This is a genomic window from Deltaproteobacteria bacterium, from assembly GCA_016709225.1.
Lineage (GTDB): Bacteria > Myxococcota_A > Polyangia > Nannocystales > Nannocystaceae > Xiheibacterium > Xiheibacterium phototrophicum.
In genome coordinates this window covers 2,820,709-2,834,360 of the sequence record JADJEE010000012.1, presented here as the reverse complement: position 1 = coordinate 2,834,360, position 13,652 = coordinate 2,820,709, and the positions used below count along the sequence as shown (strand labels likewise).

Genomic DNA, 13,652 nt, shown 5'->3' with positions numbered 1-13,652 from the left:
GACCCATGAACAGGATCGCACTGCCCTCCATCACCCGTCGTGGACTCTTGCGCGGGGCCGGAGCCGGGCTCGGAGCCTCGATGCTGCCGTGGGCCGAGCGCCCCGCTCGCGCGGCCACCGAGCCCAAGCGCCTGCTGGTCGTGTTCACCCCCGACGGCACCATCCACGACACCTGGCGTCCGCAGGGGTCGATGACGGACTTCACGTTCGGACAGATCCTCTCGCCGCTCGAGGCCTTCAAGAGCCGCATGCTGGTGCTCGACGGCGTCAACCGGCTCACGCAGGGCGCGGGCGACGGCCACGAGCAGGGCATGACGCAGATGCTGACCGGCCGCGGCAACCTCTCGGGTCAGACCTACTCGACCGGACCGTCGATCGACGAGTTCGTGAACCTCTCGATCGGCGAGGGGCGGCCCGCGCTGCGCCTGGGCGTGCGCAGCCCCGAGTACGCGTCGAACTGGACCCGCATGACCTTCGGCGAGGGTGGCAACCCGCTCGGCATCAACAGCAACCCCTACGCGGCCAAGCAGGATCTGTTCGGCGACTTCGTGCCCACGGACACCGGTCCGACCGCCGAGCAGCTGCGCGCCGAGACCATGCGGCGCTCGGCGCTGGACTACACCAGCGCCCGCATGGCGCGGCTGCTGCCCGAGGCGCGCGCGCTCGATCGTGCGGATCTCGAGGCCCATGCGGCTGCGATCGAGACCCTGCGCAACGCACCGGGGCCCGGCGATGTGACCGCCGCGTGCACGCTCGAGCGGCTCGATGCGTGGACGCAAGGCCTCGACCCCACCGCCCACGACAACTACCCGACCATGACGCAGATGCAGCTCGAGCTGATCTCGGCGGCGTTCGCCTGCGATCTCTCGCGGGTCGCGGTGCTGCAGTTCAGCAACTCGAACAGCGAGATGTACCACCGCTGGGCCGACGCCGACGCGGAGCACCACGGGCTCTCGCACTACGAGTTCGGTTACTCCGATCCCTTCCGTAGCGATGCGCTCACCCGCATCTACGAGTGGCACGCCAAGCAGCTCGCATGGCTGCTGGGCGACCTCGAGATGAACGGCCTGCTCGACAACACCGTGGTGTTCTGGATGAGCGAGATGGGCGCGGGCGAGAGCCACTCGAGCGAGAACATCCCGATGGTCATCATCGGCGACGGTGGTGGTCACTTCGCCGGCGGTCGCTACATGGACTACCGCGGTCAGGGCGGCGTCTCGCACTGCGACGTGCTGACCTCGATCTGCAACGCCATGGGCATCGAGAGCGACGGCTTCGGCGAGGCCGCCTCGGGCCCGCTGCAGGGCGTCACTTAGCCGCCTCAGCTGCCGTGTCGCAGCACGTTGAGCGTCGCCACCGCGAGCACCTGCGAGCCCGCGAGCACGCGGGTCTCGAAGCTCGCGAGACGTAGCTCGCCGAAGCCGTGGCGCGCGTGCACGTCGAGTGCGGTCCCGAGCTCGAAGGCGTCGCACGACAACTCGACCTCGCGCAGGCCCACCAGCCAGCCGCCCGACGGTGGCTCGCCCCGCCGCAGCGCCTGCCAGCCCAGCCACGCCGCGCAGGCCTGCGCCATGTACTCGACCGCGACCACGGCGGCGACGTGCCCATCCCGCGCGAACAACGAGTCGGCGCGGGGGGTGACGCGACAGACGATGCTCTGCGCATCGCCCGACACGACCTCGTCGAGCAAGAGCATCGCCCCGCGGTGCGGCACCAGCCGCGCGAGCGCGGGCACCGGCTCGGCGCTCACGGCAGCGGTTCCACCCGCACGCAGGCCGCGTGGCCGCGCACGTCGTCGGGCTCGAGTCGCACGGTGCTCGCGTGAGCGTCGGCGATCGCGACGCCCAGGCACCAAGCCGGCACCACCGGGTTGTGCTGCAACATCGCCGGCGTGCGCGGCCACGGCGGCGGATCGCGACGATCGCCGAGCCACTGCACGCGCGCGCGGGCCCGCTCGGGCGATGCGCTCAGCCACAACGCGACCGCCAGGGCATCGTGGCGGGGATGCAGCGGTGCCGGCAGCGGCTCGTCGGCCAGCACCACCAACACCTGCCCGACGCCGGCACCGAGCAGGCCGAGCGCCTCGAGCCACGCCGCCGCCAGCGTGCGGGTGCCGGCGCTGATGGTGGTCTGGCGGCCGCGATGACCGACGGCGATCGCGAGCTGCCCGGCCGCGGCATTGTGCACGCTGCCGGCGAAACGGATCGGCGAGAGCTCGCCGGGCTCGGCGTGCATCATTGCCATCAGCTCGACGGTGGTCGAGATCTCGCCGAAGCCGGTGCCGATCACCAGCGCGGCGTCGTCGAGCACGAGACCGTCGTCGATCAGCTCCGCGGTGACGTGGGCAACCATGCGCGTGAGCAGGCTGCAGCGGCGCCGCTGTTGTGTGGGCAGCAGCACCGCCTGCGGCGCGCCGTCCTCGGCGGTCCACTGCGCGAAGCCACGGACGAACGCGACGCTCACGCCAGCCCCACGATCACCGCGGCATTGCTGCCCCCGAACGCGAACGAGTTCGACAGCGCCCAGTCGCACTCGATGCCGCGGGCGTGCTCGACGATCTCGATCGCGAGGGTCGGGTCGATCGGGGCCGCGCCGCGGCTGCCCGGCAGCTGCCCGTGCTCGAGCGCCAGCGCCGAGAGCACGACCTCGGTGGCACCCGCGGCTCCGAGCAAGTGGCCGGTGAGGCCCTTGGTCGCGACCACCGGCGTGGCGCGACCGAACACCGCCGCGATCGCGGCGGCCTCGGCCGCGTCGCCGACGGTGGTACCGGTCGCGTGCGCGTTGACGAAACCGATCTGTCCCGGCTCGAGGGCCGCCGCCTGCAACGCCGCTCGCATCGCTGCGATCGCACCGATGCCGTCGGGCTGCGGCGAGCTCATGTGATACGCGTCGCACGACTCACCGACACCGCACAGCTTCACCGGGGCATCGCCGCGGCGTTCGAGCAACGCGAACGCGCCGCCTTCGCCGAGGCTGATGCCGTCGCGCGCGGCCGCGAACGGGCGGCACGGTGTGCTCGACACCAGCTCGAGCGCTGCGAAGCCCCGCAGCGTCAGCTCGCAGAGGCTGTCGACGCCGCCGACCAGCACCGCGTCGGCGAGATCGGCGTCGAGCATGCGCTGCGCCGAGCCGAACGCCTTCGCGCTCGACGAGCACGCGGTCGAGATCGCGTAGCCCGGACCGCGCAGCCCCGTGAGGCCGCGGATGAGATCGATCGTCGCCTGCAGCGCGTGCTGCTTCTGCAGGTCGTAGGCCTCACCGCCCCCGGCCACGAGCGCGGGCCAGCGCGCCTCGGTGGCCGCGATGCCGCCGGTGCTGGTACCGACCACCACTGCGACCCGCGAAGCGCCCCATCGCGTGCATGCGCGGGCAACCGCCGACGTCATCGGCGACAACGCGAGCGCGGTGACACGCGCCTGTCGGTTGTCGTACGCCGACCACGACGGCGGCAGCGCCTCGAGCGACCCGCACGCGCCGACCCAGCGCGGCGCGAAGCCGGGCACGTCATCGGCGAGCCCGCCATCACCACGCGTGAGCGCGGCCATCACCGCGCGCGCGTCGTCGCCGAGGGCGTTGGCGAGCGAGCACGCGGTGATGGGATAGCTGCCCATGCGCTGACGCCCTCGCTCGGTCGCCGCTAGCGCTTGCCCTTCTTCTTCGCCACCGGCTTCGCCGCGGCCTTCTTCGCCACCGGCTTCGCGGGCGCCTTCTCCGGCTTCGCCGGCGTCTTCGCGGGCGCCTTCTCCGGCTTCGCCGGCGTCTTCGCGGGCGCCTTCTCCGGCTTCGCCGGCGTCTTCGCGGGCGCCTTCTCCGGCTTCGCCGGCGTCTTCGCGGGCGCCTTCTCCGGCTTCGCCGGCGTCTTCGCGGGCGCCTTCTCCGGCTTCGCGGCCGGCTTCTCCGCCTTCGCGGCGACCTTCTTCGCGCTGGTCTTCGCGGCCGGCTTCTCCGCCTTCGCGGCGACCTTCTTCGCGCTGGTCTTCGCGGCCGGCTTCTCCGCCTTCGCGGCGACCTTCTTCGCGCTGGTCTTCGCGGCCGGCTTCTCCGCCTTCGCGGGCGCCTCGACCTTCGCGGGCTTCTCCGCCTTCGCGGGCTTCGCGGGCTTCTCCACCTTCGCGGGCTTCGCGGGCTTCTCCACCTTCGCGGGCTTCGCGGGCTTCGCGGGCTTCTCCGCCTTCACCGGCGCGGGGGGCTCGGCGGCCATCTGGAACGCGCGCCAGACTCCGAAGGTCGCGCCGGTCGGATCTCGCATGATCGCACCGGCACCGAAACCGGGCGCCTCCATGTACTCGACGATCACCTCGGCGCCGGCACTGCGGGCCTTGGCGACGGTCTCGTGCACGTCCTCGACCGTGATGTACGGCAGCCACATCGTGGGCGCGTCGGGCATGCCCTTGTACTGCATGCCACCGCCGGGCTCCTTCGACGTCGCGATCATCGTGTACGTCGAGTCGCCCATCGGCACATCGGTGTAGTTCCAACCGAACAGCTCGGCGTAGAACGCCTTGGCGGCGGCGGTGTCGTCGGTGTGGAGCTCGAGGTGGACAAATGCGCCTTGCATCGTGGGTCGGATCCTTTCGGGCGGGCAGGCAGGGTTTACTACGCGCGCCGCGTCGGCGTAAACGGTCACGGCACCTTCGCGGGCAGCGGGACCACGTCGACGGTGTGGATCTCGAGCCGCAGATCGAGCATGGGATGTTCGATCACGACATCGGGGACGCGCGGCGTCCCATCGGCGGTGACCGGCTCGGCCCGCAGGCCACCGCGCCAGCGCACGCGATCCGGACGCCGTCGTCGGAGCGCGCGATGCGATCCCCAGACCCGCTCCAACAGCATCCCAGCGCCCCATAGCTCGTCGATTCGACCGCTCGGGGTTCGTCGTCGCGTCCACCCGTCGGCCCGCGGGCAGGTGGGCCGCTCGAAGTACGCGCGGTGGATGTCGAGCAACACCGCAGCAGGCGGCACCGGGATCGCCATGGCCCCTGCGACCTCGATCTCGCGACCTCGCTGGGCGAACGAGAACGCCTTGGTCTGCATGGGTGTGAGACCCACGAGCACCAAGGCCTGCCCATCGTACTGCAGCACCGCGTGGAGGCTGTCGCGACGACCGGCGTGCGCGGCCACGACCACCTGACGCGCGACGAAGGCGGGGCCCATGCCGGCGTGCACGGCGGGCGGCAGGGCGGGCATGTCGGGGCGCGGGCGACAACCGGCGCCCACCAGCAGGGCCACGATCACGAGCCCAAACGCACGCCCTCGCGGCCTCATCGCGGCGCCCGTCCTCGGGTCGGTGCCGCCGTCGCGAGCGTGAGCGCGAGCAACGCGGCGATCGAGACCCCGAGCGCGACCGTGCGGCCCAGGGCCGCCAGCGCGGGCGCCGACGACAATCCCAGCAACGCGAACGAGAGCACCGTCGTGATCGCCGCGATGGCGATGCTGCTGCGTGCCGCCGTCAGGTCGGTGTCGTCGTGGGCGCCCTCGACGACGAAGACCCCGTAGTCCACACCCATGCTCACGACCAGCAGGCATCCTACCAGGTGCATGAGCTGCAGCGGCGCGCCGCTCCACGCGGCCGCCCCGAGTGCCGCGACGGCACCGACGCATGCCGGCGCGAGCGCGCGGATGACCAGCTGCGCGCGGCGGTGACGGAACCCCAACAGCAGCACGATGCCGGCCATGCCGAACGCGAACGCCAGCAGCGTGCCCTCGCGGTGGCGACGGTAGAGCGAGGCCACGAAGCGGGCCTGATCGAACACGACGACCCCGGGCACCGCGGCCGCCACTTCATCGAGGGTCGCGTCATCGATCGCCGCCGGCATGAAGGCGACCAGCCCGACCGAGCCCTGGCCGCGCACGACGAACGGATCGAGCAGCGACGCGAGCCCGGCGTCGCGCAGGACCGCTTCGTCGAGCGGGCCGGGATCGTCGGCCAACGCCTGCGACCACGCCGCGAACGCCTCGGGTCGGAAACCCGCGGCGGCCAGCGCCGCGCCCATGCGTGCCGGGAGATCGACCGCCGCGCGCACGGTCGCGAGGTTGCGCTCCTGCAGCCGCGTCGACCACACCAGCGGCGCGCACCACCGCGGTGCATCGAGCAGATCGCGATCGCGCAGCGCGAGCCACAGCTGGTCCTGCACCTGCGCGGCGGCCTCGAAGTCGGCGCCCTGCGCCACCAGCATGCGCGAGACGTCGGTGCGATCGACCCGCGCACGCACCCGTGCGTCTTCGTCGGCGATCTCGCTGGGCGCCGGCGCCAGCGCGCGCGCATCGTCGACCCACCGCGCGCGCAGCAATCCCACCGCCGCGAGCCCTGCGAGCAGCAGCACCACGACGTGCACCGCCGCGCGACGTCGCACCAGCACCGGCAGTCGCGCGCGCACGCCGAATGGGGTGGCCGCCGCGCGCGACGCCAGCGGCGCGACCACGCCGTGCGTCACCAGCAACGCACCACAAACCCCCGCGGCCGCGAAGATGCCGATCTCGCGCAGGCCCGGCAGGCCCGCGGCCGCGAGCGCGACGAAGCCGATCACCGTGGTGCCGGCGCCCAGCAGCAGACCCGGCCACACCGAGCCCCGCGCACCGTGCCCGCGATGCACCAGCCAGTGCACCGGGTAGTCGACGCACACGCCGACCAGGGTCGTGCCGAACGCCAGCGTGAGCGCGTGCAGCCGCCCGTACAGCAGCAGGGTCGACGCCATCGCGACCACCACGCCGGCACCGATCGGCAGCAGCGCGAGCGCGAGCCGCCACGTGCGGCCCAGGCCCAGCCACAGGCACAGCAGCACGCCGACGCTCGAGCCCACCGACAGCCACTGTAGCTCGCGCTTGATCGAGCGCTCCGCGACCACTGCGAAGCGGTGCACCGCGCTGCGCTCGATGACCGCGTCGTGATCCGCTCGCACGTTGGCGATCGCAGCGATGATGGCGTCGTCGAGCGGCGCCTGGTGAATCGCATCGAAGGGTCCGTGCACGGTCGCGGCGAGCACCACCGCGCTGCCCTCGGGCGTCATGAAGTGGCCGTGGGCGAGCGCGAGACCACCTTCGCGCATCCGCGCGAGCTCGTGCATGCGCGCCGCGAACAGCAACCACGGGTCCTCGACCGCCAGCCGCTTCGTTGCCGCACCGTCGGGTCGCTGCAGCTGCGCTCGCAGGTGTCGCGCGGCGGCGGCCAGGCCCTCGTCGCCGAGCGCGGCCGGTAGCTCCCGCTCGGGCTCGCGATCGAAGAAGCGGAACCGACGCGGCTCGAACGCGGCGAACAAGCGCTCACCGAGCTCCGGGTCGGGCCCCGTCCTGACCCACGCGAACTCGGCCTGCCGCGCGAGTACGACCGCCAATGCGTCGGCGGCCGCACGCGCGTGCTCGGGGTCGGCGCCCGCGACCGTGAACACCATCGTGCGCGCGGGCTCGCCGGCGCCCAGCTGCTCGACCCAGCGACCTGCCTCGCGATCGGCGGGATCGACCGCGAACTCGGTGAGCGCCGTGGTCACGCGCCACCGCGTCGCCACCAACACTGCGCCCACCACCAGGAGTGCGACGGCGATCCACGTCGAGACGCGTGCGCGGTGGGCCACCAAGTCGGGTGCACGATAGCGGAGCGGCGCGGAATTTCGTGCATCGATCCCGCCCGACCCGCGGGGACGGCCCCGCCCGGGTACCATGCGGGGCGGTGACGACGCTGGCGGACCCTGGCCTCGTGCGGGTGCTCGGTGCCACGGTCATCGGCTACGTGCTGGTGATGTTCGCGATCGGCTGGTGGACCCGCAGCCGCGTCCACGATCACGAGGACTTCATGGTCGCCGGCCGGCGACTCCCGCTCCACCTCGCATGGGCGACGATCGTCGCGACATGGTTCGGTGCCGGCGCGATGCTGACGGCGACCGATACCGTGCGTGCGCAGGGGTTGATCGGCGCGGCGCTCGACCCGATCGGGGCGGGCCTGTGCCTGTTCCTGGCCGGCTGGCTGATCGCGCGGCCGCTGTGGGAGATGAAGCTGCTGACGCTGCCCGACTTCTACGGCCGCCGCTTCGGCGTCCGCACCGAGCGGTTGTCGGCGGTGCTGATGATCCCGACCTACTTCGGCTGGATCGCGGCGCAGTTCGTCGCGCTCGCCCACCTGATCGAGATCCTCTTCGGCCTCGACGTCGTGTTCGGCATCCCGCTGGTCGCGATCGTCGGGATGATCTACACGCTGCTGGGCGGCATGTGGTCGGTGACACTCACCGACGCGGCGCAGATCGCCGTGGTCGCGCTGGGTCTCGTGGTGCTGACGCTGACCGTGCTCGCCGAGCTCGGCGGCGGCTCGAGCCTGAGCGGCCTCGAGATCCTCGCCGCGCGCACGCCGGCGCCACGGCTGTCGATCGTGCCCGACGAGCTGCCCGCGATCGTCACCTGGTTGGGGGTCGTGAGCGTCGGCGCGCTCGGCAACCTGCCGGGCCAGGATCTCACGCAGCGCATCTTCTCGGCCCGCTCGGGTCGCACCGCGGTGTGGGCGTGCCACATCGCCGGCGTGGTCTACTTCGGCCTCGGCGCGTTCACGCTGGTGCTCGGCCTCTCGGCCGATCTCGTCGCGCCCGGCCTGGCGAGCAAGTCGACCGTCGCCATGCTCGCGAGCCTGTTCCTCTCACCGCCGTTGGCGGTGCTGTTCGTGCTGGCGGTGATGTCGGCGGTGTTGTCGACGATCGACAGCGCGATCCTCTCGCCGGCGAGTGTGTTGGCGCAGAACCTGCTCGCGCCGCGGTGGCCGAGCGCCGACCTGCTCCGACTCAACCGCTGGTCGGTGATCGCAGTGACGCTGGTCTCGATCGCCACCGCCTACCTCGGCGAGAGCGCCTACTCGCTGCTCGAGAGCGCGTACGAGCTCGGGCTGGTGTCACTGCTGGTGCCGTTGCTGATGGGCATCCGCACCATGGTCGGAGCCGAGCGGGCAGCCTTGGCGTCGATGATCGCGGGCACGGTGCTGTGGGCGCTCCACTTCGCGCTCGGCTGGGAGAGCTTCCTGTCGCCGTGGATCGACCCGCTGGGGCTACCGCTGCCGATGGCGGCCAGCTGTGCCCTGTGCGCGTGGGCGGTCTATCTCGTGGTCGCCCGCGGTGAGAACGAACGACACGAGCACGGCCTCGTGGCGTGACACCACCGGCGTGGGTCACTCCACCATGCGAGGGAAGAACACGGCCGCGCCGTTGGTGTCTTCGACCTGGTACGCGAGCACGACCGCGACCTCCCACGGCGCCACGGTGACCGGCGCATCGCGTTGCGTGCTCGCCTCGAACTGCACCGAGGCCCCTGGGCCGAGCGCCTGGAGCACCTCGGCCGGGATCTCGATCTCACCCGCGACCGCATTCACGAGACACACCGCGACCTGGGTCGGTGCCCGCATGCGCACGACCACGCTGCTGTCACCCGAGCCGTCGGCGGGCGGTGGCATCCACGTGAGAGTGAGCGGCGCCGCGGCGTTCAAAACGACGTCGGCTGCGCTCTGATCGAACTTGACGCCGGGCGGCGCAGAGACGAGCACGTCGAACGCCGGCACCTCACCACCGGCGGCATGGATCGCGATCTCGTCGCCGGGGGCGAACGGCGGCGCGGTCAGCTGCAGCGGCACGTAGTGGCCGAGCATGCCCGGCTCGAGCTGCGGAGCCTGTGGCATCTGATTGCGATCGAAGCTGATCACGCCGGCATCGGGTCGCTGGAGCATGTCGGCGCCACACATCGCGACCGTGCAGGGGCCGACGCCCGCCCCGCCGCGCCCGCAGTCGTCGACGTCGCCGCCGAAGCTCGCGCTGAGACTCGCGACGCTGTCGGCGGGCACCCGAGCGCTGCGCAGCACGACGCTACCGATCGAGGTCGGAGTGCCGCCGCTCTCGTCTGCGCTCGACGAGCCGCTGACCTCGCCGCTGGTACCCGGCTCGCCGGTGCTCGCGCTGCCCGTGCCGCTGCCGTCGGCGGTGACCGAGTCGACCTCGGGCGCGTTGTCGAAGCAGCCGAACAGCACCCACGGCAAGCACCACACGAGGCGTCGCATCACGAACCCTACGATAGCGCAGCCCGACGCCTGCGCGCTCGCAAACGCAGCGGCACGCCCCCGCTCGGGGCAAGGGTGACGTTGCGCCGCACCGGCTGCGGCGTGTGCTCGTCGAGCAGCACGACGTCGTAGCGCGACAGTGCGCAACCGAGCACGATGCGCATCTCGAAGCTCGCGAATGCGGCACCGAGGCAGCGCCGATCACCACCGCCGAACGGGAGGTACTCGAACGGCGAGAACCTGCGCTCGAGGAAGCGCTCGGGCCGGAATGCCTCGGGCTCGGGGTAGAGCTCCTCGCGGCGATGCACCAGCAGGATGCACGCCGAGACTCCGGTACCGCTCGGGATCTCGCGATCGCCCAGGCGCAGCGGCGCCCGCAGCACCCGCAGCACCTCGGTGACGATGGGGTACAGCCGCATCGCCTCCTTGCACACCGCATCGAGCGCGGCCAGCTTGGTGTACGCCTCGGGTGCGGGATCGGGCCCCAGCGCGTCGACCTCGGCTCGCACGCGCTCGAGCCACGCGGGGTGGCGGTGGAGCAGGTCGAGGACCCACGCCAGCGTGATGGCGGTGGTCTCGTGTCCTGCGAATAGCATCGTGCGCAACTCATCGCGGATGTGGGCGTCGGACATCGGCTCGCCATCCTCGTAGCGGGCGTGCACCAGCAGGCTGCATAGATCCTCGCGTGGCTGGCGACGCGCACGGACCACCTGCTGCTGCAGGAGATCGTCGAGCCGCCGGTGCGCGCGCTTGAAGCGAGCCCATGGTCCGAAGCCACCGAAGTCGCGCTGCACGAACGGCATGAAGAACAGCAACGGCGAGGCGCTCGCGATCATGTCGAGCACGGCGTGCTCCAGCGCCTGCGCACCGGCGTCGTCCTCGGCGCCGAAGACCGCTCGCGTGATCACGTCGAGCGAGATCGACTGCATCAGATCGATGCCGATCACGCGCGATGCGTCTTCGGCCTGCGCGAGGCGACGCGTGGCGACCTGCGCCATGGTGTCGGCGTACGCCCGCATGCGATCGCCATGCAGCGGCGGCATCAGCAGCTTGCGCTCGCGCGTGTGCGGCTGACCCTCGAGGATGAGTACCGAGCCGGGCCCGAGGATCGGCGCGATCGCCTGCACCGCCCACGGCGCGTAGATCTCGGGATTGGCGGCGAAGATGGTCTTCACCAGCGCGGGGTCGCCGGTCATGACGACCGTGCCGTTGACGGTCGGCAGCGTGAACGGATCGCCGTAGCGTCGGGCCCAGCGCGGCAGGTCGACGAAGGGCGAGCGCAGCACCTTGAAGGTGCTGAGCAGGCGATTGCGAGGTCCTGCTGGCAACGCGACGTCCATCGGCTGCGATGGTAGTGCACCGCCGGCCCCACCACGTGACGCCGGTCGCCGACGCGGCCCGAGCGTCGCAGGGCCTTCGACGGTCGCGGACGCGGCCGTGGGCGTCCGCGCGTCGTGGCGCCTTCGCGTCGCCGGGCCAGCCACGCGCGCATGAAAAAAGGGCGGCCCCCAGCTCGGGGCCGCCCCATCGTCACGTCACCGCGACCAGGGTCTGCTCAGCTGCAGACGCCCGAGCCGTCGACGTCGGCGTGCGGGCAGTGCGTCTCGGCCTGGCCCTTCATCATCGCGACGCTCAGGTGGTAGAGGCGGCACTCGAGGTCATCGCCGCCCATCGGGGTGCCATCGTCGACGGTGAAGCCGCCGCAGGCGTCGAGGCACGCGGCCTCGTCGGCGTAGGGATCCGCGCCGCCAGTGCCGTCGTTGCAGGTGGCGAAGAAGTCGGTGCAGTACTGCATGCAGTCCGCCGACGCGCCGGTGTCGCTGCCGCTGCCGCCGCTCGACGAGTCGGCCACGGTCGGATCCGTGGTGGTCGTCGGGTCGGTCGTGGTGGTCGGGTCGGTGTCGGTCGTCGTGGCCGTGGTGCTGTCGGTGGTCGACGCCGTGGTCGTGGCCGTGGTCGACGCCGTGGTGCTGTCGGTGGTCGACGCCGTGGTCGTGGCCGTGGTGCTGACGGTGTCGCCCGTCGAGGCACCGTCGTCACCGGTGTCGTCGCTCGGGCAGCCGAACATCACAGTCATCGAAGCGATCAGAGTCAGTGTATGGATACGCATGGTTGGTCCTTGAATCGTGGGCCTCGCCATCGCAGGCGAAGAACGCTGGGGAGTGTGCGTGCGCGGTCGCACGATTGCAACATCTGCCACGGCGCGTGGACTCGCAGCGCTCGAGTTGCGCGTGCGCAACGATCCGCGCGGGCACGACTTGGTAGCGGCTGCGACCAGCATTTCGCGGTGTGTCGGAGCACTCGGCCGCCGCCGGGTGGACCCGTGGGCACAGACCCCGCGAGGGTGATTGCTCCGATCGCGGCGCAGCCGGCGATATGACACGCATGTCAGGGACGCGCGCCAAACCCCACGTCAGCTGGGCGACGCGAGCGAAGTCGCAGCGTGGGCCCACGCCCGCGTCTGCTCGTCGAGCGGGTAGTACGTCTCGATGCGTAGCTCGTGGGCCGTGAGATCCACCGGGGTGCCCATCGACGCGATGGTGGTGACGAACCGCAGCTCGAGTGAACCCCTGCGCAGGTGCACGGGGATGAGCAGGCGTGGCTCGTCGGGGTCGTCGTCGCGGGGGCCGGGCCACGGGCCATACCGCTCGAGCTCGGCCAGCAGCGCAGCGACGCCGTCGGGCGAGGGGTCGTCGAAGGCCTCGCGCCGCAACCGATGCAGCACCGTCGACGCGACCTCCTGCCAATTCACGATCGCGTGCCGCAGCCCATCGGGGCGGAAGATGGCGTGCATGCCGTTGCCGTGACTCTTGGCCAGCACGTCGGCATCGCCCGCGAAGGTGAGCAGCACTCGCATCGCACCGCGATTGGCCATGAGCACCTGCCACCGACGATCGACCACCAACGCCGGGAACGGCTCGTGCTGTGCGAGCACCAGCTCGAGCACGCGGCGTAGCTCGCCCATCTCCGGCGCCGCGAAATCGCGCTCGCGATAGACCGGCGCGAAGCCGGCCGCCAGCAGCCATCGGTTGCGCTCACGCAGGGGCACCTCGAGCGCCGAGGCCAGCACCAGCACCATCTCGCGGCTGGGTGACGACTTGCCGGTCTCGACGAAGCTGAGGTGACGGGTCGAGACCTCCGCGCGATCGGCCAGCGCCAGCTGCGACAGCCCCCGCAGCTGTCGCCACTGCCGGACCAGCCCACCGACACCGTCGCGATCGCCCTGCATCGAGGTCGAAGGTACTCCGACTCGATGTCGCTCGACATGACCTCCGACGTCATGGCCGCGGGCTCGTCACCGCTCCATGCTGCGCCTCGGACGGAGCCCGAACCCCATGCGCAACAAGCTGCCGCTCACCCTGTTGTTGGTCGCCTTCTTCGCCTACTCGACGTGGGTCATCGCTGCGCAGGGCTACTTCGGCTTCCTGACGCTGGCATGGCGCGAGCCGTGGGGCATGCAGATGTTCCTCGACCTCATCATCGCACTCGGCCTGGTGACCACGCAGCTGGTGCCCGACGCGCGGCGACGCGGCATGAATCCTTGGCCGTTCGTGCTCGGCACGGTCGCGCTGGGCTCGATCGCGCCGCTCGCCTACCTACTCGTGCGGCGGCCGCTGCGTTGACGGCGGTGCGG

13 protein-coding genes are annotated in these 13,652 nt (G+C 71.6%); 3 read left to right on the top strand and 10 right to left on the bottom strand.

Translation table 11 applies throughout. The features are described from left to right. Positions 1-5: 5 nt before the first annotated feature. Positions 6-1,316 carry a DUF1552 domain-containing protein gene (locus IPH07_36745; GenBank protein ID MBK6922995.1) on the top strand — a complete coding sequence of 437 codons (1,311 nt, stop codon included), beginning with the start codon at positions 6-8 and terminating at the stop codon, positions 1,314-1,316. Between the two features lie 5 nt (positions 1,317-1,321). Here IPH07_36745 and IPH07_36740 read toward each other — a convergent pair whose 3' ends face one another. Genes IPH07_36740 through IPH07_36715 form a run of 6 tightly spaced genes read right to left on the bottom strand, consistent with a single transcriptional unit; the run spans position 1,322 to position 7,571 of the window. Further along, positions 1,322-1,750 carry a 3-hydroxylacyl-ACP dehydratase gene (locus IPH07_36740; protein ID MBK6922994.1) on the bottom strand — a complete coding sequence of 143 codons (429 nt, stop codon included), beginning with the start codon at positions 1,748-1,750 and terminating at the stop codon, positions 1,322-1,324. Further along, positions 1,747-2,463: a beta-ketoacyl synthase chain length factor gene (locus IPH07_36735; GenBank protein ID MBK6922993.1), complete on the bottom strand. Its 717-nt coding sequence runs from the start codon at positions 2,461-2,463 to the stop codon at positions 1,747-1,749. The genes IPH07_36740 and IPH07_36735 overlap by 4 nt, the downstream gene beginning before the upstream one ends. Next, entirely contained in the window at positions 2,460-3,611 is a 1,152-nt protein-coding gene (locus IPH07_36730; protein ID MBK6922992.1) for a beta-ketoacyl-ACP synthase, read from the bottom strand. Before IPH07_36730 ends, IPH07_36735 begins: the two co-directional genes overlap by 4 nt. A gap of 26 nt (positions 3,612-3,637) precedes the next feature. Then, on the bottom strand, positions 3,638-4,627 hold the full coding sequence (locus IPH07_36725; GenBank protein ID MBK6922991.1) for a VOC family protein: 990 nt from the start codon (positions 4,625-4,627) through the stop codon (positions 3,638-3,640). Continuing rightward, positions 4,624-5,229: a DUF3261 domain-containing protein gene (locus IPH07_36720; protein ID MBK6922990.1), complete on the bottom strand. Its 606-nt coding sequence runs from the start codon at positions 5,227-5,229 to the stop codon at positions 4,624-4,626. The genes IPH07_36725 and IPH07_36720 overlap by 4 nt, the downstream gene beginning before the upstream one ends. A gap of 32 nt (positions 5,230-5,261) precedes the next feature. After that, positions 5,262-7,571, bottom strand: a complete 2,310-nt coding sequence (locus IPH07_36715; protein MBK6922989.1) for a hypothetical protein — start codon at positions 7,569-7,571, stop codon at positions 5,262-5,264. Between the two features lie 92 nt (positions 7,572-7,663). Here IPH07_36715 and IPH07_36710 point away from each other — a divergent pair, with 92 nt between their 5' ends. Next, a complete protein-coding gene (locus IPH07_36710) occupies positions 7,664-9,124 on the top strand; it encodes a sodium:solute symporter family protein (GenBank protein MBK6922988.1) in 1,461 nt (486 codons plus the stop codon). Positions 9,125-9,139: 15 nt separating this feature from the next. Here the strand turns inward: IPH07_36710 and IPH07_36705 are convergent, their stop codons facing one another. From IPH07_36705 to IPH07_36690, 4 genes are all read right to left on the bottom strand, one after another. Continuing rightward, complete coding sequence (locus tag IPH07_36705; GenBank protein MBK6922987.1) at positions 9,140-10,018, bottom strand: hypothetical protein; 879 nt, start codon at positions 10,016-10,018, stop codon at positions 9,140-9,142. A gap of 8 nt (positions 10,019-10,026) precedes the next feature. Next, positions 10,027-11,358 (bottom strand): cytochrome P450, encoded by a 1,332-nt coding sequence (locus IPH07_36700; GenBank protein ID MBK6922986.1) that lies wholly within the window; start codon positions 11,356-11,358, stop codon positions 10,027-10,029. A gap of 215 nt (positions 11,359-11,573) precedes the next feature. Continuing rightward, a complete protein-coding gene (locus IPH07_36695) occupies positions 11,574-12,095 on the bottom strand; it encodes a hypothetical protein (protein MBK6922985.1) in 522 nt (173 codons plus the stop codon). 336 nt (positions 12,096-12,431) lie between these two features. Then, positions 12,432-13,247 (bottom strand): helix-turn-helix transcriptional regulator, encoded by an 816-nt coding sequence (locus tag IPH07_36690; GenBank protein ID MBK6922984.1) that lies wholly within the window; start codon positions 13,245-13,247, stop codon positions 12,432-12,434. 106 nt (positions 13,248-13,353) lie between these two features. Between IPH07_36690 and IPH07_36685 the strand changes: the two genes are divergently transcribed. Then, on the top strand, positions 13,354-13,641 hold the full coding sequence (locus tag IPH07_36685; protein MBK6922983.1) for a hypothetical protein: 288 nt from the start codon (positions 13,354-13,356) through the stop codon (positions 13,639-13,641). The last annotated feature ends 11 nt before the right edge of the window (positions 13,642-13,652 follow it).